Below are 22,008 nucleotides of genomic sequence, written 5' to 3'. Positions count from 1 at the left end.
TCATCGCGTTCGTACGCGAAGAGCGCGCACCGCTGTGCGCGTTCCTGCGCACGCGGGGGGTCGGGCCTGAGGATGCGGAGGATATCGCGCAGGACTGCATGGAGCGGCTGATCCGCTATCGCGCACAGGGCCCGGACGAACTGCGCCTGCTGCTGTATCGTATCGCCCGCAACCGCCTGGCAGACCGCGGACGCTCGCCGCAGTCGCGGCCGCATCTGCCGCTGGCCGAACACGATGGCAGCGACGAACCGCCCAGTTCCTCGCCCGATCCATTGCGCCAGGCCGAGTCAGGGCAGATGCTGTCCCTGCTGCGGCAGGCCCTGTTCAAGCTGCCCGAACGCGCACGCGAGGTCTATCTGCTCAACCGCATCACCGGCATGAGCTACACCCAGATCGCGCGGCATTGTGGAATTACTGCCAAGACCGTGGAAAAACATATCGCCCGGGCCCTGCAGGGCCTGCGTCAGGAGTTGGGATCGGATCCGCTGCACAACGACAGGGACGGCCAATGAGTGGCACCCCGCACAGGGATGATGCACAGCTGTTTGAACGCGCCAGCGCCTGGGTAGCCCGCCTGGAAGCCCCGGACTGCACATCAGCCGAACGCGAAACGTTCGAGGACTGGCTGGCCGAAGATCCGGCCCACGTCAAAGCCTGGGTGCAGGCCGAAACCCTGTTCCAGCAGGGTGCGGAGCTTGCGGCTGACCCCTGGCTGCGCACCGCCGCGGCACGGGCGGCGCGTCCGCCGCGCCGGCGCTGGTTGCCGGGCGTGGCCGCTGCCGCCGGTGTCTGCATGGCGATCGGCATCGGCTGGATGGTTGCCATCGACGGCAACCCGACGCCACAGGTCTACGCCAATGATTCGCACCAGGCACAGCAGCAGACGCTGGCCGATGGCAGCGTCGCCATGCTGGATGCCGGCACCACCCTCCGCGCCCGCTTCGGCTGGCGTCATCGTGATCTGGTGCTGGAGCGGGGTCGGCTGCAACTGCAGGTCGCTCCGTCGAACAAGGCGCTGCAGCTGCACGCCGGCGGCAGTACGATCCGCGACATCGGCACGACCTTCCAGGTGGAACGCCTGCGCGACGGTCTGGTCGAGGTCGCGCTGCTGGAAGGTGCCGTGGAAGTCAGCAACGGCGCAGCGCAGCACACGCTGGCGCCCGGCCAACAGCTGCAGGTATTGCCCTCCGGCCGTATCCAGCCGGGCCCTGCCCTCTCGTCCAACGCAGCCGCTGAAGGCTGGCTGCGTGGGCAACTGGTGTTCGATGCCACGCCACTGTCGATCGTGGTCGAGCGGATGAACCGTTATGGCCGCACGCCACTGGTGATCGTCGATCCGGAGATCACCGACCTGGCTGTAAGCGGCACCTTCCGCGCCGGTGATGCACAGGAGCTGCTGTCGGCGCTGGAACTGGGTTGGTCCGTGGCTGGCCAGACGCGTCCGGATGGCGCGCTGGAACTGCGCCGCACCTACTGAGGAGACCGGCAGTGAAGGCAGGTCCGGGTGCGCTGCAGTGGGGGCTGCTCCGCGCCCTGCTATGCCTTGCACTGGGTGTTGCCGCACTACCGATGGCCGATGCCGGCGAGCCCGCCGGCACGCTGGAGATCGACGTGGGCGCCGGCCCACTGGTGCCGGCACTGCAGCAATGGGCCCGGCAGAGTGGCACCGCCCTGCTGTTCGACGCACGTGAACTGGATGATCTGCGCACCGGCGGCAGCCGTGACCAACGCGATACCGGGGCCTCCCTGAAGCAGCTGGTCGCCGGCCTGCCGGTCAACATCCTGCGCACTTCATCCGGTGCCTTTGTCGTGCGGCGCGTCCATCCCGAGCCCCCTGCCACGCCGCCGAAAGCGGTCGCAGCCCCGCGCCTGCCGCGCCCGGCTCCCAAGTCCGCCGACACGCCACACCAGGTGGAACTGGCGCCCATCCATGTCACCGGCAGCCGGCTGCCGCGCTCTTCGGTGCAGACCACACTGCCGGTCACCACCATCGATCGCGACGATATCCTGCGCAGCGGCTACGGCAATCTGTTCGACCTGCTGCGGCACCTGCCCGGCATGAACGGCCATCCGGCCATGAGCACCTCGCGCGGCGGCGATTCGCAGTACCTGCCGGTGGGCGCAGCGGCCACCACCAGTCTCGACGGCATGGGCCCGCGGGCGACGCTGTTCCTGGTCAACGGCCGGCGCCTGCCGCGCTATCCGATGGTGTCGCTGGAACAGGGTGGGCTCACCGACCTCGGCGGCATTCCGCTGAGCTTCGTCGACCGCATCGAACTGGTACGCGGTGGTGCCTCGGCCATCTATGGGGCCGACGCCATGTCCGGCGTGGTCAACATCATCCTGCGCGACCAGGCCGATGGGCCCGAAGCCATGCTGCAGACCGGGCTCAGCAGCCGCGGCGATGCGGGCCAGTACCGCCTGCAGGCCGCCACGGGCGGCGCGCGTGGCAACGGGGACCGCTGGTTTGCCGGACTCGATCTGCACCGTGTCGAACATGTCGCCGGTGACCAGCGTGACTGGCACGCGGAAACCTCGCTGTATCCGATCGGCGCGATCTTCGGCAACTGGTACGTGCCCGCCCGGCGCTGCGAGCCGCCCCTGAAGCGGCGCGAGGATGGCTGCTGGTTTGACAGCGCGCGGCCGCGGTCGCTGCAGCCCGCCTCGGATACCGCGTCGGCCTTCCTGCACTACCGGCATGAACGTGGTGAGGGACGCTATGCCTATGTCGAGGCGCGGGCCAGTCACAACCGCCAGCGCTTCGATCTGGGCCCGACCGCCGTTGCGGTGGTCTCGCGCGGAATCACCTTCAACAGTGTGCTGCGTGAGGCCGGCAACGTGCGCCCCAGCGTCCGCGCCACCGATGCCGACCTTACCTTCGGCATCGGCCGCGACCAGGGCCGGCGCAGCTGGGAGGCGGGCATCAGCGCGCAGCGCAGCGACGTGACCTTGTCCACTGCAGGCACCGTGCGCACGACACGCCTGCTTGAAGCAACGCAGGCGCGCAGGTTCACTCCCGGTTTCGACGCGCCGCCGGCGGCCGAGGCGGACACGCTGTTTCCGTCCATCCGCAACCGCGGCAGCACCGCACAATGGCAGGGCTGGTGGGGCGTGCAGCGTGAGCTGATGGCAATGCCCGGCGGCAATGCGCAGCTGGCCACCGGCATCGACCTGCGCCATGAACGCTGGACCTCGCGCCCGGACGCACTGCTGAGCCAGGGCGACCTTGCGCTGGGCCTGCCACAGCAGCGGCGCCGCCTGTCGCGACAAAGCAGTGGCGTCTACGCCGAGCTGGGCCTGCCGCTGGCCCCCACGCTGCGCGCGGACCTGGCTGCACGCTGGGACCGCGACGGCGGCTTCATGGCGTTCTCGCCTCGTGCCGGGCTGCGCTGGAGCCCGACGCCGCACTGGTCGTTCCTGCTGGCCAGCGGGCGCGGCTATCGTGCACCGAGCCTGTTCGAGCAACGGCGGCCTCCCGGCTACTTCGGCTCGATCACGCTTCCGGTGTCCAGTGCCCTTCCGGAATGTGCGATCGCCACGCGTGGTGGCGGCTGCAGCGTCACGGCCAACGTGGTTGAGAACGATGCACTGAAGGCCGAACGATCACGCAGCCATTCGCTGGCAGCCACGTGGACGCCCGACGACACGTTCTCGCTGTCGCTGACCCACAACATCGTGGAACTGCGCAACGAGATCCTCGCCCTGCAGCCGAGCGATGCAGTGTGGAACCGCAGCACGTGGGAACTGGATGAAGACGGCCACCTGGGCAGCCTGCGCCTGTCGTTCGACAACATCGGCCGCACCACCTCCCGCAACTGGGTGCTGCGTGGCGAGTACCGCATCGACAGCGGCAGCAACGGCCAATGGTTGTTTTCGCTCGATGCGCTGAAGCAGCAGGAACTGCTTCGCCGCCGTGACCATGAGGCCGCCGTGGACCTGCGTGGTCATGTGACACCCGAGCTGGCTGCGGTGTTGAACGTGCAATGGCAGAACAGCAACTGGGACATCGCGCTACGCGGCAACCAGATCGGGCGCACGCGTGCCTGGCTGCCGGGGGCGGAGTGCCCGCAGAAGCAGGTCGACCGGAACCACTGCATGAACCCACGGCAGCTGCGCTGGAACCTGCACCTCGCACGCCGGCTGGGGCCGCGCATCGTTGCAGCGCTGGACGTGCACAACGTGCTGGACACACAACCGGTGAACTATCTGGTCGGCAACGGCGGGCAGATGCCCGGGCTGGACGATCCGCTCGGCCGCTACTACCTGCTTACCCTGCAGTTCCGCTGAAGCGTAGTAATCTACGCGCCCTGTTCCACCGCGGTCCCCTTCCCCCATGAAAGCCTATCTCTGGTTCTGGGGCGCGTTCCTGCTGTTCTTCGCGTTGCCTTTTCCCTGCATTCTCTATTTCGGCACTTCGTGGCCGGTGGCGCTGGTCGACCGCAGCGCACCGTGGCTGGCACTGTTGCTGCTCGCACTGTCGATGGTCCTGTGGCTGACGCTGCTGTTCGCCTTCCTGCACTACCTGTTGCTGGGGCCGCCACGCGCACTGCACCGGGTGCAGTCGATCCTGGCCGACGGTGAACCGCGCAGTGCGCTGATCGAGCAGGCCGAACAGACCGGCGTGCAGGTGCGTGGGTTCGCGCAATGGAAACTGCAGTTGTCCTTCAAGAACCTGTCCGGTACGCCGGTCCGCGAACAGATGCTGGTGGTCGACAGCAAACCCCAGCTGCATCGCTTCGAGGCCGGCAGGCACATTGATGCGCGCCTGGGCCGGACGCCCGGGGCATTCCCCAACATCGTGCTGGACGGTGCCCAGCCCGAACTGAATGTCGCCAGCCTGTGGCGGCGCGGCATCGGTGCAGCACTCGGCATCGCCATCGTTGCCGCTGCCTATGTGTGGGCCTACCAGCTGCAGAGCGAGGGGCTGGGCTGGACCTTCCTGTCGTTCGGTCACCCGCTGCTGGTGTGCCCGCTGGTGCTGTGTGGCTATGCGCTGGGCCTGCGCCTGCTCGGCCGCCTGCTGCACGCCGATGCCCGCGGCGATGCGCTGAAGTATCGCGGCATCGGCGTGGAGGCCAGGGTGTTGAAGGTGCGTCAGACCGGCACCTACCTCAACGAACAGCCGCAGGTGGAGTTCCAGCTGGAATACATCGACCGCGAAGGCAACGTGCAGCAGGCCCGCGTGCGCCGCTTCATCCCGCTGATTGAACTGGCCAACATCCCGCGCGAGCATGTGACGCTGCTGTACGACCCGGATGACCACAGCAACGTGCGCCTGGAGGGAGTATGAAACAGCCGCCCTCAACCCGCACCGTGTTCCTGGTACTGCTGCTGGTTCTGGCGGGCGTGGCCGTTGCCGGAGGCGCCCTGCAGACCATCAGCGAAACGCTGGGGCATTCGGTACAGCCGGACCGGTTGCCTGCCTCCGTCTCGTCCCAGTCGCCGCGCGAGCAATCCGCATCGCTTGTGCCGTCCCCGGCGCCCTTCCCCGCCGCGAGCACCGCTGGAGCGCCCGAGCGCAACAACCGCCTGTTCGATGCGGACTACCTGCTGGCTGCCCGTCAGGCACTGGAGCAGATGCCAGCGCTGGCCGGCCAGCGGCTGACGGTCTTCCACAGCATCCACTTCTACGACGATGGCCGCATCAACCTCGATCTGGTCGATCCGCAACAGCCGGGCCACGTCGACAGCTATCACTTTGAACGTGGCCAATGGCGCAAGGGTAATCCGGTGAACCCGCAGCAGTTTGCGCCGACCATCAGCCTGCAGCGCAGCAGCACATCCCTGGCCAGCATCGATTTCGAGGCTGTTCCGCGCGTGGCGCAGGCGCTGCAGGAACAGCGCAATGCGCTGCAGAACCCCGCATCTGAAGTCGGCCACGTCTACGTGATCGTGCGCAAAGCCGGCAAGCTGGTATGGCTGCCGGACGAAGTCGCCGGTGACCGCGAATCCGTGCGCCTGCAGTTCGATGCGCAGGGCGCCCTGCGCGGCGTGAGCCGCCGGTAGGCCACACAAAAAAGGGACGGAGGGGATTAAGTCGTATGTGCCTTGGTGCGGTTTGCGACTTAATCCCCTCCGTCCCCTTTTTCTATTTCACCGAGCGCGCGATGGCGTACTGCGCAGCGTAGTACGTGGACAGCACCAGCAGGCTGGCCAGCGGCAGGCCACCGGCGAAGCGGTCCCAGGCCAACAGTGAATCGCTGGCGACGAACAGCACGGCACCGGCAGCGGCCCAACGGGCACTGGCGGCCTCCATGGCGTCAGGCTGCGGGCGGCGCCACTGCCGTGCCAGGGCCAGCACCGCCATCGATGCCAGCACCACCACGTACGCCAGCACCGGAATACGCATCGGTGCGGGCAGGTGTGGCCACAGGCCCAGCACGTTGAGCACGGCAAACGCACCGAGCAGGACGCTGGCGCCGACCAGCCCACGCCCGGCACGCAGGCCTCCGCGGAAGGCGATGATGTAGCAGACATGCGCCAGCAGGAATGCGACCAGCCCCGGTACGAACGCATCCATTGGCAACATCAGCGCGATGTCACCCACGCACGAGAGCAGCATGCCGGCCAGCACCGCACGCCGATAGAACGGCTGCACCGGATCATGCACGCGCCAGACGATGGCAGCGATCAGCAGCGTGGTGGCCGGCTTGGCCAGCCAGTGCAGCCAACGCCCATCGCCGTGCAGGAATGCGCCCACGATGGCGAGGATCGCCATCAACAGGATCACGCCATCGCGGGCGCGCGGTTTCATCGCGCCTTCCACAGGTCCGCCAGGCGGTCAGGCTTGCCGGCGATGCGCTCCAGCATCGGGTACTGCAGGCCACCGTGGTAGGCGATGCTCATCGTTTCGATGCGATCGAACTGCTTCACCAGCAACACGATCGGCGCCTTGTCCTTTGCTGCGGCGGCGACTGCATCCTTCAAGCGCTGGCTGCTGTATTCACGGCCGCCAACCGCGATCACCTTCATGCCCGGTGCAAGACCGGCGTTGAACGCCGGACTGTCCCAGATCACGTCACCGACCGTGCCGTTGTCGAGCACGGTCGCACCCAGTGAGTACGCCAGCAACGCGGCCTTGGCGCGCTTTTCCTGCGCCTTGTAGGCGTCGTTCGGGGTATCGCGGTAAACCAGCTTCCAGCCCGCCAGTTCCAGGCCACCGGTCAACGAACCGTGGCCATCCAGGCGACCGCGCAGGAACGTCGCCCAGTCGTACGGCGCGATGCCGTTCAAGGTCGCGACCACGTCGTCGAAGGTGTAGGGATTGACGTCCCAGTCGCCGTTGCCGACCCCGAAGAAGGCGCGCGCAAAATCATCCAGGCTGCGCCGGTTGCTGCTCAGTTCGCGCAGCTTGCCCTCCACTTCCAGCCACAGCATCTGGCCGCCGGAGTAGTAGTCCTCGCTCATCTGGTAGTTGCGGTAAGGCAGCGTGCGGCGCTGCGCGATGGTCGGGTCGTTGGTGGTGTCCTGCAGCGGCCGCCAGGCCAGGCCCGGGCGGCCACGGTCATAGGTCGCGGCCACGTTCGCGAGCATGTCGCGCGCCTGCGCCGTCGACCACAGACCCGAACGCGCGGCCAGCACCTGGCCCCAGAACTGGGTCTGCCCCTCGTACACCCACAGCAGGCTGTCGCCCATCGGCACGTTGAAGTTGGCAGTGGCCAGGTCCGCGCCGCGGCGGTACTTGCCGTTCCAGGAGTGGGTGTACTCATGCGGCAGCAGGTCGCGCATCCACGCGTTGCTGTCCCACTCTGTGAAGTAGCCTGGATCGGCACTGTTCTCGCTGGAACGGTGGTGTTCCAGACCAATGCCACCGAGGCGGTCGGTCAACGCCAGCAGGAACTCATAGTGGTTGTAATGGCGCGCGCCATAGAGCTTGTCGGCCTGCTGCACCAGCGCGCGGTGCAGCTTGATCTGTTCGTCGCTCGGCTTCAGCGACTTGGCTTCGTCTGCAAACACATTGAGGTGCACCGGCACCTTTGCGCCGGGGTCGAGATCGATGCGCTGGTAGTGTTCGCCAGCGAACAACGGCGAATCGACCAGGTGGTCATAGGAGATCGGCTTGAACACCACGGTGTCACCGTCGCGGCGCGCAGTCTCCAACGCGGTGGCGAACGACCAGCCCTTGGGCAGGGTCACGCTGGCCTGCGCCTGCAGGTTGCGCGCATCGACGCCGGCCGGATACAGCGAATTGGCGTTCCACTGCAGGTTGAGCATTTCCGGGGTCATCACCACCCGGCCCTGGCTGCCGCCCTGCGAGGACAGGAAATCGAAGTGGGCGACGATCTCGCTCACACCCTCGGGCACGTACACCTTGAACGCATAGACGTTGAACTGGTCGCGCTGCCAGGCCAGCGGCTCGCCGTTGGCGGTCACGCGCAGGCCGGCCAGCTTGTCGATCGGACCGGTGGGCGAATGGTTGCCGGGAATCCACTGCGGGTACAGCAGGGTCATCGGGCCGGGTTTGGCCGGCACCGTGGCGGTCACCTTGAAGATGCGCCGGGCAAGGTCACGTGCATCCACATCGATGCGCAGCAGGCCGGGTGCCGCGGCATCGCCCGGCGGCGAGGTCTGCGCCAGCGCGGGCGTGGCCGCCAGCGCGAACAGCAACGACATCGCCAAGGCTCGGGTCTTCATCGGGCAGGTTCCAACAACGGAGAATTTTCCGATGCTAGGCCTGTGCAGTGCCCGGCCCCATGGCCAAAGGTCATGGGCGAGCGCCCATCCGTGCATGCCCAGAAGCGTGCGAACCAAGGTTCGCACCCACCTTGTGCTGGTTCGCACCCACCAGAGCAGTTTCAGTAGATCCACGCCATGCGTGGATGAGGCGCTTCCCGGTCAGTCGACCAGGCGCAGGCGCAGTTCCTTCGGCAGCGCGAACACCATCGATTCCGGTTCGCCGTCCAGCTCGCCCACGCCGCTGGCGCCCAGCTCGGCCAGGCGCGCCAGCACGCCATCGACCAGCACCTGCGGCGCCGAGGCACCTGCGGTCACGCCGATATGCTGCTTGCCTGCCACCCACGCCGGGTCGATCTCGTGCGCGCCGTCGATCAGGTACGACTCCACACCCTCACGACGGGCCAGCTCGCTCAAGCGGTTGGAGTTGGAACTGTTCGGCGAGCCGACCACCAGCACCAGGTCGCAGCGCTTGGCCAGATCGCGCACGGCGTCCTGGCGGTTCTGCGTGGCGTAGCAGATGTCGTCGTTCTTCGGGCCCTGCATCGCCGGGAAGCGCTCACGCAATGCATCGATGATGCCGCGCGTATCGTCCACCGACAGCGTGGTCTGGGTGGTATAGGCGAAGTTTTCCGGCTGGTTGATGTGCAGCGTGGCAACCTGCTCGACATCCTCGACCAGATAGATCTGGCCGGTGCCGGCTTCGCGGTTCCACTGGCCCATGGTGCCCTCCACTTCCGGGTGACCGGCGTGGCCGATCAGCACCACGTCACGGCCGGCACGGCAGTGGCGGGCGACTTCGAAGTGGACCTTGGTCACCAGCGGACAGGTGGCGTCGAACACCTTCAGGCCACGACGCTCGGCCTCCTGGCGCACGGCCTGGGACACGCCATGCGCGCTGAAAATGACCGTGTTGTTGTCCGGCACTTCATCGAGTTCCTCGACGAAGATCGCACCGCGCTGCTTCAGGTCGTCGACCACGAAGCGGTTGTGCACCACTTCATGGCGGACGTAGATGGGCGCGCCCAGCGTTTCGATCGCGCGCTTGACGATCTCGATCGCACGATCGACGCCGGCACAGAATCCACGCGGGTTGGCGAGCAGCACATCCATCAGTTCAGTCTCCCGGCAGCGGCCGGCTTACGGTTTCGGATTGGCATTATCCGCCTTTTTGGCGGACTTGCCGTCGAACAGGCCAAACAGGGCGATGCCGATGGCACCCACCACGATGGCCGAATCGGCGATGTTGAACGAGGGCCAGGTGTAGCTGCCCACGTACCACTGGATGAAGTCGACCACGTGGCCGTGCACCTGGCGGTCGATCACGTTGCCGATCGCGCCGCCGATGATCAGCGCGTACGGCACCGCGGCCTTCCAGTTGCCGCGGGCAGTGCTACGCAGCCACCAGGCCATCAGGCCGCTGATGACGATCGCCAACACGGTGAAGAAGTGTTTCTGCCAGCCACCGGCGTCGCTCAGGAAACTGAACGCGGCACCGGTGTTATAGGTGCGGTACCAGTTCCAGAAGCCGTCGATGACCACCACCGGCTGGAACTCCGGCAGGCTCGACAACACCCAGGCCTTGGACCACTGGTCCAGGCCGATGATGGCGGCCGACAGCAGCAGCCAGACCAGGGCGTTCGGATGCGGACGGGGCGCGGCCATCAGAACCAGCTCCGCAGTTCGCCGGCACCGGTGATGTTGCTCACGCAGCGGCCGCACAGTTCCGGGTGGTCGGCGTTGCTGCCGACGTCGGCGCGGTGGTGCCAGCAGCGCACGCACTTGGCCTTGGTGGTCGGCTGGGCGCTGACGAACACCTCGTCGGTGGTCGCCGGGCGCACCTGCACGTCGCCACTGATGAACAGGAAACGCAGTTCATCGGCCAGCGGCTGCCACTTCGCGGCCTGCTCTTCGCTGGCGGCGATGGTGATTTCCGCTTCCAGCGCGGCACCGATGGCGCCGTTGGCACGCATCGGCTCGAGCACCTTGGCCACCTGCTCGCGCACGGCCAGCAGCTGGTCGAAGTCGCCGGCGTTGAGCTGGGCATCGGCCGGCAGCGGCGCCAGGCCGTCGTACCAGGTGGTGAACAGCACATGGCCGGCATGCTCGCCCGGCAGATAGCCCCACAGCTCGTCGGCGGTGAAGGTCAGGATCGGCGCCACCCAGCGGGTGAACGCTTCGGCGATGTGGTACATCGCGCTCTGTGCCGAACGGCGACCGTGCGAATCGGTCGGCATCGTGTACAGGCGATCCTTGGTCACGTCCAGGTACAGCGAGCCCAGGTCCACGCTGCAGAAGTTCAGCAGCAGCTGCACGATCTCGGCCATGTTGTAGCCGTCGTAGGCCGCCTTGATCTTCTCCTGCAGCTCCCACGCGCGATGCACGATCCAGCGGTCCAGCGCGACCATCTGCTCGAGCGGTTGCAGGTGCTGGGCCGGATCGAAACCGTCCAGGTTGCCGAGCAGGAAGCGCGCGGTGTTGCGCAGGCGACGGTAGGCGTCGGCGTTGCGCTTGAGGATCTCCTGCGACAGCGACATCTCGTTGCTGTAGTCGGCCGAGGCGATCCACAGGCGCAGGATGTCCGCGCCCAGCTTGTTCATGATGTCCTGCGGCTCGATGCCGTTGCCCAGCGACTTGGACATCTTGCGGCCGTGCTCGTCCACGGTGAAGCCGTGGGTCAGGCACTGCTTGTACGGGGCGCGCTTGTCGATCGCCACGCCGGTCAGCAGCGAGGACTGGAACCAGCCGCGATGCTGGTCGGAACCTTCCAGGTACAGGTCGGCCGGCTTGCCGAAGCCACGCGCGGCGAGCACACCCTCATGGGTCACGCCCGAATCGAACCAGACGTCGAGGATGTCGGTGACCTTCTCGTAGTCGGCCGCTTCGGCGCCCAGCAGTTCAGCAGCATCCAGCGAATACCACACGTCGATGCCCTCAGCCTCGACGCGGTCGGCGACCTGCTGCATCAGCTCCACCGAACGGGGGTGGATCTCGCCGGTCTGGCGATGGGTGAACAGGGCGATCGGCACGCCCCAGGTGCGCTGGCGCGAGATGGTCCAGTCCGGACGACCGTCGACCATGCTCTGGATGCGCGCCTTGCCCCAGGTCGGGAACCAGCCGACGGTGTCGATGGCGGCCAGCGCATCGTTGCGCAGGTTGGCCTTGTCCATCGAGATGAACCACTGCGGGGTGGCGCGGAACACCACCGGCGTCTTGTGGCGCCAGCAGTGCGGGTAGCTGTGGCGGATCGGGTGGAAGGCCAGCAGCGAACCGTTGTCGCGCAGCACGCCGACGATGGCCTCCTGCGCCTTCCACAGGTGCTGGCCGGCCAGCACCACGTCACCGGCCGGCGGGGTCGATTCCAGGTACACGCCACGGCCGTCGATCGGGGTCACCTGGCCGGCGTTGTACTTGTCCAGCAGGCCGTACTTCTGGCTGACCACGAAGTCTTCCTGGCCGTGGCCGGGGGCGGTGTGCACCGCACCGGTACCGTCCTCGTCGGAGACGTGGTCGCCGTTGAGCACCAGGATCTCGCGCTCCGGGTAGAACGGGTGCGCCAGCAGCTGGTTCTCCAGCGCGGCACCGGTGGTTTCACCGTGCAGCACCACGTTTTCGACGCCATAGCGCTGCAGCGCGCGCTCGGCCAGGGCCGCGGCCAGCACCAGCCAACGGCGCTTGCCGTTGTGCGCCGGGCCTTCGGCCAGCACGTAGTTGATCTCCGCGCCCAGCGACACCGCCAGCGAAGCCGGCAGCGTCCACGGGGTGGTGGTCCAGATCGGCACGGCCACTTCCACATCGGCCGGCACGCTCACGCCGAACGCCTGGCCGATGGCCTGCGCATCGCGCGCGGCGTAGGCCACGTCGATCGCCGGCGATTCCTTTTCCTGGTATTCGATCTCGGCCTCGGCCAGCGCCGAGCCACAGTCGAAGCACCAGTACACCGGCTTGGCGCCACGCACCAGGTGGCCGTTGGCCACGACCTTGGCCAGCGCACGGATCTCGTTGGCTTCGAAGTCGAAGCTCAAGGTCTTGTACGGGTTGTCCCAGTCACCGGTCACGCCCAGGCGCTTGAAGTCCACGCGCTGGATGTTGATCTGCTCTTCGGCGAACTCGCGGCACTTCTGGCGGAATTCGACGGCGTCGAGCTTGGTGCCGACCTTGCCCCACTTCTTCTCGACCGCGATCTCGATCGGCAGGCCATGGCAGTCCCAGCCCGGCACGTAGGGCGCGTCGAAGCCGGCCAGGTAGCGCGACTTGACGATGATGTCCTTCAGGATCTTGTTGACCGCGTGGCCGAGGTGGATGCGGCCGTTGGCGTACGGCGGGCCATCATGCAGCACGAACAGCGGGCGGCCGGCGGCGTTGTCGCGCAGCTGCTGGTAGAGCCCCTGCTCTTCCCACCGCGCCAGAATGCCCGGCTCGCGCTTGGGCAGGTCGCCGCGCATCGGGAATTCGGTGGCTGGCAGGTTCAGGGTGGTCTTGTAGTCCTGGCTCACGCAGTGGCTCGCAATCTATGTTCGGAAAGGATGGCGCGCGCCTGTTCGGCATCGCGGTGCATCTGGTCGGTCAGTGCCGCCAGATCATTGAATTTCTCTTCGTCGCGCAGCTTGGCGACGAACTCCACGTCAATGTGGCGCCCGTACAGGTCGCCCTGGAAATCAAACAGGTGCGCTTCCAGCAGCGGCTCCACGCCGTCCACCGTCGGCCGCGTGCCGAAGCTGGACACCGACGGCCACGGCTGGTCGAACACGCCGTGCACCCAGGTCGCGTAGATGCCCGACAGCGCCGGGGTCTTCGGGAACCGCAGGTTGGCGGTGGGGAAGCCCAGCGTGCGGCCGAGCTGGCGCCCACGCACCACCCGGCCGCTGATCGCATACGGGCGGCCGAGCAGGTCGCCGGCACGGGCAAAGTCGCCGTCCTGCAGCAGCTGGCGGATGCGGGTGCTGGAGATGCGCTCGCCGTGCAGATCGACCGCTTCGATCTCGCCGGCGCTGAAGCCGAGCTCGGCGCCGAGCTGCTGCAGCAGGGCCAGGTCGCCGCGGCGGCGGTTGCCGAAGCAGAACTCCGGCCCGATCCAGACCTCACGCGCACTCAGGCGATTGACCAGCAGCTGGCGCACGAAGGTCTCGGCCGGCATCGCCGCCATCGCTGCGTCGAAACGCAGCAGGCCGATCGCATCGACGCCGAGCTCGCGCAGGATCTCGACCTTGCTGCGCGCCAGGGTCAGCCGCGGCGGAGGTGTGCCCTGGGCGAAGAACTCACGCGGCAGCGGCTCGAACGCCACGGCCACGGCGGCCACGCCCAAGGCGCGCGCGCGGGCAACCGCGTGGCGGACCAGCGCACGATGGCCCAGGTGGAGGCCGTCGAATGCACCGATACAGACCACGCTTCCGTTGGGGAACAGCTCCCCGCCCTCGACGCTTCTGAACAGCCTGCTCATCAACTCTCGTTCCGGCCCGACCGGGGCCGCTGCTTCAATGGTGTAACCCTGAAGTATAGCCGCCACGGGCCGCGATCAATGCCCACGCAGGTCGCGCGGGCGGAAGCCCATCGCCAGCATGGCCACCGCATAGGTCGCGCCACCGCCGCCGACCAGCAGCATCAGGCCACCGATACGGTGCCATTTGTCCATGACGGTGAAGTCGGGAACCCAATGCAGCAGGGCCAACAGCACGCCGACCATGGCCGCACAGGCCAGCAGCAGCCGCACCAGGTAGCCGCCCCAGCCCGGCCGGCGCTGGTAGACATCGGTCTTGCCCAGCCAGTACCAGAGCAGGCCCAGGTTCAGGTAACTGGACAGCGCGCTGGCAATGCCCAGCGCCAGGTGCAGGCCCGGCTGCTTGCCGATGGCCGCCATCACGCCCTGCGCCTTCAGCTCGTCCGGCACCATGACCTGGTACAGCACGGCCAGCAGGGCGAAGTTGAACACCATGTTGGCCACCAGCGCGGCCACACCGGCACGGACCGGGGTCTTGGTGTCCTGGCGGGCATAGAACGCCGGCAGCACCACCTTCAGCAGGGCGAACGCCGGCAGGCCGAAACTCAGGCCGTACACCGACAGCGCGGTCATGCGGGTATCGAAGGCGGTGAACTGGCGGTACTGGAACAGAGTGGCGATCAGCGGCTCGGCCAGCAGCAGCAGGCCCAGCATGGCCGGCACCGAGATCAGCAGGGTCATCCGCAGGCCCCAGTCCAGCGAGCGCGAGAAACCCTCGCGGTCGGTGCTGACGTGATGGCGGGCCAGCGCCGGCAGGATCACCGTGCCCAGCGCCACGCCGAACACACCCAGCGGCAGCTCCAGGAAGCGATCGGCCAGCGACAGCCACGACTGCGAGCCGTCGGTCAGCTTGGCCGCGATGAGGGTATCCAGCAGCAGGTTGATCTGCGCCACCGACGAACCGAACAGGGTCGGCACCATCAGCGTCAGCACCTTGCGCACGCCCGGATGGCGCCAGCCCCAGCGCGGCAGGGTCAGCAGGTTGATGCCCTTCAGCGACGGCAGCTGGAACAGCAGCTGCAGGATGCCGGCGGCGAGTACCGCCCAGCCCAGCGCCAGGATCTGTTTTTCCGGGGTGCCGCCCAGCCGCGGCGCCAGCCATAGCGCACCGGCGATCATGCACAGGTTGAGGATGACCGGGGTCAGCGCCGGCATCGCGAAACGCTGGAAGCTGTTCAGCGCGCCACCGGCCAGCGCGGTCAACGAGACGAACAACAGGAACGGGAAGGTCAGGCGGAACAGGTCGACCAGCAGGGTCTGCTTGACCGGGTCGGTATCAGCACCACTCGAGAATGCGACCGCCAGCTGCGGCGCGAAGATCAGCGCCAGCGCGGTAACCAGCATCAGCACCCCACCCAGGGTGCCGGCGGTGCGGGCCATCAGTTCACGCAGCTCGGCATGGCTGCGGGTTTCCTTCACTTCCGTGAACACCGGCACGAAAGCGGTGGCGAAAGAGCCTTCGGCGAACAACCGGCGCAGGAAATTGGGTACCCTGAAGGCAACCCAGAACGCATCGGTAACCGCATTGGTGCCGAACGTGGTGGTGATCACCTGGTCACGGACAAGTCCGAGCACCCGCGAGACCATGGTCATGCTGCTGAACGACAGCAGGCCTCGCAACATCTTCGGTGAACTCACTCAGCGTCCCTCTTGACAATCGACTTGACGTGCATTTCTCGGGCCATCATACTAGCTAGCTTGCTGTTCCCATAACACCGATTTTTTCAGGAAACCACCACCGTGGCCAATATCAAGTCCGCCAAGAAGCGCGCCAAGCAGACCGTCGTGCGCAACGCGCGCAACGTGGCTCAGCGCTCGATGCTGCGCACCGCTGTCAAGAAAGTGATCAAGGCGCTGGACGCCAACGATGCCGCCGGCGCCGAAGCCGCCTTCGCCGTTGCCCAGCCGATCCTGGATCGCTTCAGCGCGCGTGGCCTGATCCACAAGAACAAGGCTGCTCGCCACAAGAGCCGCCTGAACGACCGCATCAAGGCCCTCAAGGCCGCCTGATCCGGCGTTGCCGCCCTGCCCCTTCGGGGTCGGGCAGCAGACAAGAACCCGGCCCCGGCCGGGTTTTTTGTTGCCTGCGATCCACGCGATCCGGTAGTGCCGGCCGCTGGCCGGCAACCCATCGACGTTGCCGGCCAGCGGCCGGCACTACCACAACAAAAAAACCCGGCCGAAGCCGGGTTTTCGCAGGGAACCACAACAGCATTACTGCGCGTTGCGGGCTTCCAGCTCGTCTTCCTTCTGGCGATCGAAGAAAGCCATGATCCGGCTCATGATCGGGAAAGTACCTTCGCGGCCCAGCGCGGAGACCAGGAACCACGGCTCCTTCCAGCCCAGCTCGGCGACGATCTGCTCGGCCGCAGCCTTCGCTTCGTCCTCGAACATCAGGTCAGCCTTGTTCAGCACCAGCCAGCGTGGCTTCTGCAGCAGTTCCGGATCGTGCTTTTCCAGCTCGCGCTCGATGGCGCGTACCTGCTCGACCGGGGAAATGCCTTCCACCCCACCCTCCATCGGCGAGATGTCCACCAGGTGCAGCAGCAGGCGGGTGCGCTGCAGGTGGCGCAGGAACTGCGCACCCAGGCCGGCACCGTCGGCCGCGCCTTCGATCAGGCCCGGGATGTCGGCAATCACGAAGCTGCGGTAGTTCTCCACCTTCACCACACCCAGGTTCGGGTACAGCGTGGTGAACGGGTAATCGGCCACCTTCGGCGTCGCCGCCGAAACGGCACGGATCAGGGTGCTCTTGCCGGCGTTGGGGAAGCCCAGCAGGCCGACGTCGGCCAGCAGCTTCAGCTCCAGCTTCAGCGTGCGCTCCTCACCCGGCTCGCCCGGCAGCGCCTGGTGCGGCGAGCGGTTGGTCGAGCTCTTGAAGTGCATGTTGCCCAGGCCACCACGGCCACCCTTGGCCACCAGCAGGCGGTCGCCGTGCTGGGTCAGGTCGCCGATGACTTCATCGGTGGCAACGTTGATCACCACGGTGCCGACCGGCACGGTGATGGTCAGGTCTTCGCCGCCCTTGCCGTAGGCCTGGCGGCCCATGCCGTTCTCGCCACGCTGCGCCTTGAAGATGCGGTCATGGCGGAAGTCGACCAGGGTATTCAGGTTTTCGTCGGCGCGGATGTACACGCTGCCGCCCGCACCGCCGTCGCCGCCGTCCGGGCCGCCGAGCGGAATGAACTTCTCGCGACGGAAGCCAATGCAGCCGTTGCCGCCGTTGCCGGCGAACACTTCGATTTCTGCTTCGTCTACCAGTTTCATTGTTTCGATGCCTGCGATGGGCGCGGCCTGCCGGCCGTCACCTTGAATGTTATGCCTGCCGATGGCCGGCAGCCCGGCCTGGCCGGTCTTGCTTCAACTCTAACGAAAAGCCCCGCCGAAGCGGGGCTCTTCATGCAGCACCCCCATGCCGAGGCACGGGCGCCGGCGATGCCTGGATCAGGCGTCGGCCGAGACGATGCTGACGGTGCGACGCTTCTTGGCGCCCTTGACCGAGAACTCCACCTTGCCGTCCACGAGGGCGAACAGGGTGTGGTCACGACCCAGGCCAACGCCGGTGCCCGGGTGGAACTGGGTGCCGCGCTGACGCACGATGATGTTGCCGGCTTCGATGGCCTGGCCGCCGAAGATCTTGACGCCCAGGTACTTCGGGTTGGAGTCGCGACCGTTGCGCGAGGAGCCTACGCCCTTTTTATGTGCCATGACTGCTTCTCCTGATGCTTAGCCGGCGATGCCGGTGATCTCGATTTCGGTGTAGTACTGACGGTGACCCTGACGCTTCATGTGGTGCTTGCGGCGACGGAACTTGATGATCCGGACCTTGTCAGCACGACCCTGGGACAGGACCTTGGCGGTGACGGCAGCGCCCTTCAGCGCATCGCCCAGCTTCACGCCGTCGCTGTCACCCAGCATCAGGATGTTGTCAAACTTGATCTCGCTGCCGACTTCGACTTCGAGCTTTTCAATGCGGAGCTTTTCGCCCTGCGCCACGCGGTATTGCTTACCGCCGGTGACCAGTACTGCGTACATGACCAGGCCTTCCTCTGTAGTTATTGTGGTCTGAGCTGCCGCCATCGAGGGCGGACAGGAGCGGAATTGTACGCAGATCAGCGGGCGCGGGTCAAGTCAACCCCTGAACGGCCTGGAGACCGGGCCCTGTAGAGCCGGGCCATGCTCGGCTGAACGGTTCGGGGTCCCGGCAGCCGAGCATGGCTTGGCTCTACACAAAGCTGTCGGCCTGTCTCATCAGGTGAGACATCGGGCTGGCATTGTCGCCCATTGCCCCCATCTGGTCACCTCGGTAGGCTGACCGATTGCCGTTCCCTGCTGGCCCGGCACCCAGCCAACGCCCCCACAACCGGATCCCCCATGGCGATGGATTTCATCCGCATCCGCGGCGCGCGGACGCACAATCTGAAGAACCTCGACCTCGACCTGCCCCGCGACAAGCTGATCGTGATCACCGGCCTGTCCGGTTCGGGCAAGTCCTCGCTGGCGTTCGACACCATCTATGCAGAAGGCCAGCGCCGCTACGTCGAGTCGCTGTCGGCCTATGCGCGCCAGTTCCTGAGCGTGATGGAAAAGCCGGACCTGGACCACATCGAAGGCCTGTCCCCGGCCATCTCGATCGAGCAGAAGTCGACCTCGCACAACCCGCGTTCGACGGTCGGCACCATCACCGAGATCTACGACTACCTGCGCCTGCTGTACGCCCGCGTCGGCACCCCGCGCTGCCCGGACCACGGCTACCCGCTGGAAGCGCAGACGGTCAGCCAGATGGTCGACCAGGTGCTGACGCTGGACCCGGAACAGCGCTACATGCTGCTGGCGCCGGTCATCCGCGACCGCAAGGGCGAACACGCACAGGTGTTCGACCAGCTGCGTGCGCAGGGCTTCGTGCGTGTGCGCGTGGACGGCGAGCTGTATGAAATCGATGCGGTGCCGCCGCTGGCGCTGCGCCAGAAGCACACCATCGAGGCGGTGATCGACCGCTTCCGCCCGCGCGAGGACATCAAGCAACGCCTGGCCGAGAGCTTCGAGACCGCACTGAAGCTGGGCGATGGCATGGCCTCGGTGCAGAGCCTGGACACCGCCGACGCCACGCCGGCACTGTTCTCCTCCAAGTACTCCTGCCCGGTGTGCGACTACTCGCTGCCGGAGCTGGAACCGCGCCTGTTCTCGTTCAACGCACCGATGGGCGCCTGCCCCGGCTGCGATGGCCTGGGCATCGCCGAGTTCTTCGACCCTTCGCGCGTGGTGGTGCATCCGGAGCTGTCGCTGGCCGCCGGTGCGGTGCGCGGCTGGGACCGCCGCAACGCCTACTATTTCCAGCTGATCGCCTCGCTGGCCAAGCACTACAAGTTCGATGTGGACGCCGCCTGGAACTCGCTGCCGGCCAAGGTGCAGCAGGCCGTGCTGTACGGCAGCGGCGACGAGACGATCACCTTCACCTACTTCACCGAAGCTGGTGGCCGCACCCAGCGCAAGCATCGCTTCGAGGGAATCATTCCCAACCTCGAACGCCGCTACAAGGAAACCGAGTCGCCGGCGGTGCGCGAGGAGCTGTCCAAGTACATCAGCGAACAGCCGTGCCCGGAATGCCATGGTGCGCGCCTGAACAAGGCGGCGCGCAACGTGTTCGTGGCCGATCGCCCGCTGCCGGAGCTGGTGGTGCTGCCGATCGACGAGGCACTGAAGTTCTTCAGTGAACTGAGCCTGCCGGGCTGGCGTGGCGAGATCGCCGCGAAGATCGTCAAGGAGATCGGCGAACGCCTCGGCTTCCTGGTCGATGTCGGCCTGGATTACCTGACCCTGGAGCGCAAGGCCGACACCCTGTCCGGTGGCGAGGCACAGCGCATCCGCCTGGCCAGCCAGATCGGCGCCGGCCTGGTCGGTGTGATGTACGTGCTCGACGAGCCGTCGATCGGCCTGCACCAGCGCGACAACGAACGCCTGCTCGGTACGCTCACCCGCCTGCGTGACCTGGGCAATACGGTGATCGTGGTCGAACATGACGAGGATGCGATCCGGCTGGCCGACTACGTGCTGGACATCGGCCCGGGCGCGGGCGTGCACGGCGGCGAGATCGTCGGCCAGGGCACCCTGCAGGACATCCTGGAGGCACCGCGCTCGCTGACCGGCCAGTACCTGTCGGGCAAGCGCGCGATCGAGATTCCGGCGCGCCGGCACACGCCGAACCCGAAGATGACCCTGCACCTGCGCGGGGCGACCGGCAACAACCTGAAGGGCGTGGACCTGGCGATTCCGTCGGGCCTGCTGACCTGCGTGACCGGCGTGTCCGGCTCGGGCAAGTCGACCCTGATCAACGACACCCTGTTCTCGCTGGCCGCCAACGAGATCAACGGCGCCTCGCACCCGATCGCTCCGTACAAGGAGATCGATGGCCTGGACCTGTTCGACAAGGTGGTGGACATCGACCAGTCGCCGATCGGCCGCACCCCGCGTTCGAACCCGGCTACCTACACCGGCCTGTTCACGCCGCTGCGCGAACTGTTCGCACAAGTGCCCGAAGCGCGTGCGCGCGGCTATTCGCCGGGCCGTTTCAGCTTCAACGTGCGCGGCGGCCGCTGCGAAGCCTGCCAGGGTGACGGCCTGATCAAGGTCGAGATGCACTTCCTGCCGGACGTGTACGTGCCCTGCGACGTCTGCCACGGCAAGCGCTACAACCGCGAAACGCTGGAGATCCTGTACAAGGGCTTCAACATCAACGACGTGCTGGAAATGACCGTCGAGGATGCACTGAAGCTGTTCGAGCCGGTGCCGTCGATTGCGCGCAAGCTGGAAACACTGGTCGACGTCGGCCTGAGCTACATCAAGCTGGGCCAGAGCGCGACAACGCTGTCCGGTGGTGAAGCGCAGCGCGTGAAGCTGTCCAAGGAACTGTCGCGCCGCGATACCGGCCGCACCCTGTACATCCTCGACGAGCCGACCACCGGCCTGCACTTCCACGACATCGAAGCGCTGCTGGGCGTGCTGCACAAGCTGCGCGACGAAGGCAACACGGTGGTGGTGATCGAGCACAACCTGGACGTGATCAAGACCGCCGACTGGATCGTTGATCTGGGTCCGGAAGGCGGCCATCGCGGTGGCACCATCCTGGTCACCGGCACGCCGGAAGACGTGGCGGCCTGCCCGCAGTCGTACACCGGCCAGTTCCTGGCCCGCATGCTGCCCTCCACCAGCGCCCGCCCCGAGCAGCCGGCTGCCGTGGCCAACAAGCCAGACGCCCGCCCGCCGCGCAAGGTGAAGCCTGAAAAGCCGGCCAAGGTCGCCAAGAAGGCGGTAGCCGCCAAGAGCACCGGCAAGACCAGCAAGACCGCCACTGCCAGCAAGAAGAAAAAGGACGCCTGATGAGCAGCGAACACAAGATCCTGGCCCGCATCCCGATCAGCGTGCGCTGGCGTGACATGGACAGCATGGGCCATGTGAACAACGCCAAGTACATCTCCTACCTGGAAGAAGCGCGCGTGCGCTGGATGCTGGGCGTGGACGGTGTGTCGATGACCGACCGCATCGCACCCGTGGTGGCCGCGACCAACGTCAACTACCGGCTGCCGATCGTGTGGCCCAACGACATCCTGGTCGAGCTGTTCGTCGAGCGCCTGGGCAACAGCAGCGTGACCATCGGCCACCGCATCGTCGACCAGCAGGACGAATCGAAGCTCTATTCGGACGGCAACGTGGTGGTGGTGTGGATGGACACCCAGACCGGCAAGAGCGCGCCGCTGCCGGAAGCGATCCGCAGCGCGTCGACCTGACGCGCCTGTGGTAGTGCCGGCCGCTGGCCGGCAACCTCCAGATGTATCGCGGAT

Annotated in this window: 18 protein-coding genes; 8 read left to right on the top strand and 10 right to left on the bottom strand. The window is 66.6% G+C overall.

Going from position 1 to position 22,008, the window contains the following annotated elements; all coding sequences use genetic code 11:
* Positions 1 to 32: 32 nt before the first annotated feature.
* Genes ACSYAO_RS05860 through ACSYAO_RS05840 form a run of 5 tightly spaced genes read left to right on the top strand, consistent with a single transcriptional unit; the run spans position 33 to position 6,006 of the window.
* Positions 33 to 512, top strand: a complete 480-nt coding sequence (locus tag ACSYAO_RS05860) for an RNA polymerase sigma factor (RefSeq protein ID WP_235202849.1) — start codon at positions 33 to 35, stop codon at positions 510 to 512.
* Positions 509 to 1,477 (top strand): FecR family protein, encoded by a 969-nt coding sequence (locus ACSYAO_RS05855; RefSeq protein ID WP_049462337.1) that lies wholly within the window; start codon positions 509 to 511, stop codon positions 1,475 to 1,477. The genes ACSYAO_RS05860 and ACSYAO_RS05855 overlap by 4 nt, the downstream gene beginning before the upstream one ends.
* Positions 1,478 to 1,488: 11 nt before the next feature.
* Positions 1,489 to 4,287, top strand: a complete 2,799-nt coding sequence (locus tag ACSYAO_RS05850) for a TonB-dependent receptor plug domain-containing protein (RefSeq protein WP_049424367.1) — start codon at positions 1,489 to 1,491, stop codon at positions 4,285 to 4,287.
* A gap of 46 nt (positions 4,288 to 4,333) precedes the next feature.
* A complete protein-coding gene (locus ACSYAO_RS05845) occupies positions 4,334 to 5,290 on the top strand; it encodes a hypothetical protein (protein WP_049462336.1) in 957 nt (318 codons plus the stop codon).
* Complete coding sequence (locus ACSYAO_RS05840; RefSeq protein ID WP_032127576.1) at positions 5,287 to 6,006, top strand: hypothetical protein; 720 nt, start codon at positions 5,287 to 5,289, stop codon at positions 6,004 to 6,006. The genes ACSYAO_RS05845 and ACSYAO_RS05840 overlap by 4 nt, the downstream gene beginning before the upstream one ends.
* An 82-nt stretch (positions 6,007 to 6,088) precedes the next feature.
* Here ACSYAO_RS05840 and ACSYAO_RS05835 read toward each other — a convergent pair whose 3' ends face one another.
* The 7 genes from ACSYAO_RS05835 to murJ form a co-directional block, all read right to left on the bottom strand.
* The gene (locus ACSYAO_RS05835; protein WP_049462335.1) at positions 6,089 to 6,754 is read right to left on the bottom strand and encodes a lysoplasmalogenase; all 666 of its coding nucleotides are present in this window, start codon (positions 6,752 to 6,754) and stop codon (positions 6,089 to 6,091) included.
* Entirely contained in the window at positions 6,751 to 8,634 is a 1,884-nt protein-coding gene (locus ACSYAO_RS05830) for a M61 family metallopeptidase (protein WP_134951753.1), read from the bottom strand. Before ACSYAO_RS05830 ends, ACSYAO_RS05835 begins: the two co-directional genes overlap by 4 nt.
* A gap of 201 nt (positions 8,635 to 8,835) precedes the next feature.
* The gene (ispH, locus tag ACSYAO_RS05825) at positions 8,836 to 9,786 is read right to left on the bottom strand and encodes a 4-hydroxy-3-methylbut-2-enyl diphosphate reductase (protein ID WP_019337505.1); all 951 of its coding nucleotides are present in this window, start codon (positions 9,784 to 9,786) and stop codon (positions 8,836 to 8,838) included.
* A gap of 27 nt (positions 9,787 to 9,813) precedes the next feature.
* Complete coding sequence (gene lspA, locus ACSYAO_RS05820; RefSeq protein ID WP_049424357.1) at positions 9,814 to 10,338, bottom strand: signal peptidase II; 525 nt, start codon at positions 10,336 to 10,338, stop codon at positions 9,814 to 9,816.
* Positions 10,338 to 13,169, bottom strand: a complete 2,832-nt coding sequence (gene ileS / locus ACSYAO_RS05815) for an isoleucine--tRNA ligase (RefSeq protein ID WP_049462333.1) — start codon at positions 13,167 to 13,169, stop codon at positions 10,338 to 10,340. The genes lspA and ileS overlap by 1 nt, the downstream gene beginning before the upstream one ends.
* Positions 13,166 to 14,113 (bottom strand): bifunctional riboflavin kinase/FAD synthetase, encoded by a 948-nt coding sequence (locus ACSYAO_RS05810; RefSeq protein ID WP_032127582.1) that lies wholly within the window; start codon positions 14,111 to 14,113, stop codon positions 13,166 to 13,168. Before ACSYAO_RS05810 ends, ileS begins: the two co-directional genes overlap by 4 nt.
* A gap of 75 nt (positions 14,114 to 14,188) precedes the next feature.
* Positions 14,189 to 15,793, bottom strand: coding sequence for a murein biosynthesis integral membrane protein MurJ (murJ, locus tag ACSYAO_RS05805; RefSeq protein ID WP_049462332.1), 1,605 nt, complete (start codon positions 15,791 to 15,793; stop codon positions 14,189 to 14,191).
* Positions 15,794 to 15,910: 117 nt separating this feature from the next.
* Here murJ and rpsT point away from each other — a divergent pair, with 117 nt between their 5' ends.
* Positions 15,911 to 16,180: a 30S ribosomal protein S20 gene (gene rpsT, locus ACSYAO_RS05800; protein WP_005408560.1), complete on the top strand. Its 270-nt coding sequence runs from the start codon at positions 15,911 to 15,913 to the stop codon at positions 16,178 to 16,180.
* Between the two features lie 204 nt (positions 16,181 to 16,384).
* Here the strand turns inward: rpsT and cgtA are convergent, their stop codons facing one another.
* The 3 genes from cgtA to rplU form a co-directional block, all read right to left on the bottom strand.
* Entirely contained in the window at positions 16,385 to 17,437 is a 1,053-nt protein-coding gene (cgtA, locus tag ACSYAO_RS05795) for an Obg family GTPase CgtA (RefSeq protein ID WP_440566650.1), read from the bottom strand.
* A 177-nt stretch (positions 17,438 to 17,614) separates the two neighbouring features.
* Entirely contained in the window at positions 17,615 to 17,878 is a 264-nt protein-coding gene (gene rpmA, locus ACSYAO_RS05790) for a 50S ribosomal protein L27 (protein WP_005408558.1), read from the bottom strand.
* Positions 17,879 to 17,896: 18 nt separating this feature from the next.
* A complete protein-coding gene (gene rplU / locus ACSYAO_RS05785; RefSeq protein WP_005408557.1) occupies positions 17,897 to 18,205 on the bottom strand; it encodes a 50S ribosomal protein L21 in 309 nt (102 codons plus the stop codon).
* Positions 18,206 to 18,544: 339 nt separating this feature from the next.
* On the opposite strand from rplU, the gene uvrA reads away from it, so the two are divergent.
* Both uvrA and ACSYAO_RS05775 read left to right on the top strand, forming a co-directional pair.
* On the top strand, positions 18,545 to 21,547 hold the full coding sequence (gene uvrA, locus ACSYAO_RS05780; RefSeq protein ID WP_049462331.1) for an excinuclease ABC subunit UvrA: 3,003 nt from the start codon (positions 18,545 to 18,547) through the stop codon (positions 21,545 to 21,547).
* Entirely contained in the window at positions 21,547 to 21,954 is a 408-nt protein-coding gene (locus tag ACSYAO_RS05775; RefSeq protein WP_006424673.1) for an acyl-CoA thioesterase, read from the top strand. The genes uvrA and ACSYAO_RS05775 overlap by 1 nt, the downstream gene beginning before the upstream one ends.
* Positions 21,955 to 22,008 lie beyond the last annotated feature (54 nt).

Source organism: Stenotrophomonas sp. STK16_22 (assembly GCF_051984505.1).
GTDB classification, from domain to species: domain Bacteria; phylum Pseudomonadota; class Gammaproteobacteria; order Xanthomonadales; family Xanthomonadaceae; genus Stenotrophomonas; species Stenotrophomonas maltophilia_A.
This window is presented reverse-complemented; position numbering and strand designations above follow the sequence as displayed.

Bases quoted from the DNA above. Each gene is read 5' to 3' on its own strand.
- ACSYAO_RS05840 (WP_032127576.1), top strand. From the start codon at position 5,287: ATGAAACAGCCGCCCTCAACCCGCACCGTGTTCCTGGTACTGCTGCTG.
- uvrA (WP_049462331.1), top strand. From the start codon at position 18,545: ATGGCGATGGATTTCATCCGCATCCGCGGCGCGCGGACGCACAATCTG.
- ispH (WP_019337505.1), bottom strand. From the start codon at position 9,786: ATGGATGTGCTGCTCGCCAACCCGCGTGGATTCTGTGCCGGCGTCGAT.
- rpmA (WP_005408558.1), bottom strand. From the start codon at position 17,878: ATGGCACATAAAAAGGGCGTAGGCTCCTCGCGCAACGGTCGCGACTCC.
- murJ (WP_049462332.1), bottom strand. From the start codon at position 15,793: ATGTTGCGAGGCCTGCTGTCGTTCAGCAGCATGACCATGGTCTCGCGG.
- rplU (WP_005408557.1), bottom strand. From the start codon at position 18,205: ATGTACGCAGTACTGGTCACCGGCGGTAAGCAATACCGCGTGGCGCAG.
- lspA (WP_049424357.1), bottom strand. From the start codon at position 10,338: ATGGCCGCGCCCCGTCCGCATCCGAACGCCCTGGTCTGGCTGCTGCTG.
- ACSYAO_RS05775 (WP_006424673.1), top strand. From the start codon at position 21,547: ATGAGCAGCGAACACAAGATCCTGGCCCGCATCCCGATCAGCGTGCGC.
- ACSYAO_RS05835 (WP_049462335.1), bottom strand. From the start codon at position 6,754: ATGAAACCGCGCGCCCGCGATGGCGTGATCCTGTTGATGGCGATCCTC.
- ACSYAO_RS05830 (WP_134951753.1), bottom strand. From the start codon at position 8,634: ATGAAGACCCGAGCCTTGGCGATGTCGTTGCTGTTCGCGCTGGCGGCC.
- ACSYAO_RS05845 (WP_049462336.1), top strand. From the start codon at position 4,334: ATGAAAGCCTATCTCTGGTTCTGGGGCGCGTTCCTGCTGTTCTTCGCG.
- ACSYAO_RS05810 (WP_032127582.1), bottom strand. From the start codon at position 14,113: ATGAGCAGGCTGTTCAGAAGCGTCGAGGGCGGGGAGCTGTTCCCCAAC.
- ACSYAO_RS05855 (WP_049462337.1), top strand. From the start codon at position 509: ATGAGTGGCACCCCGCACAGGGATGATGCACAGCTGTTTGAACGCGCC.
- cgtA (WP_440566650.1), bottom strand. From the start codon at position 17,437: ATGAAACTGGTAGACGAAGCAGAAATCGAAGTGTTCGCCGGCAACGGC.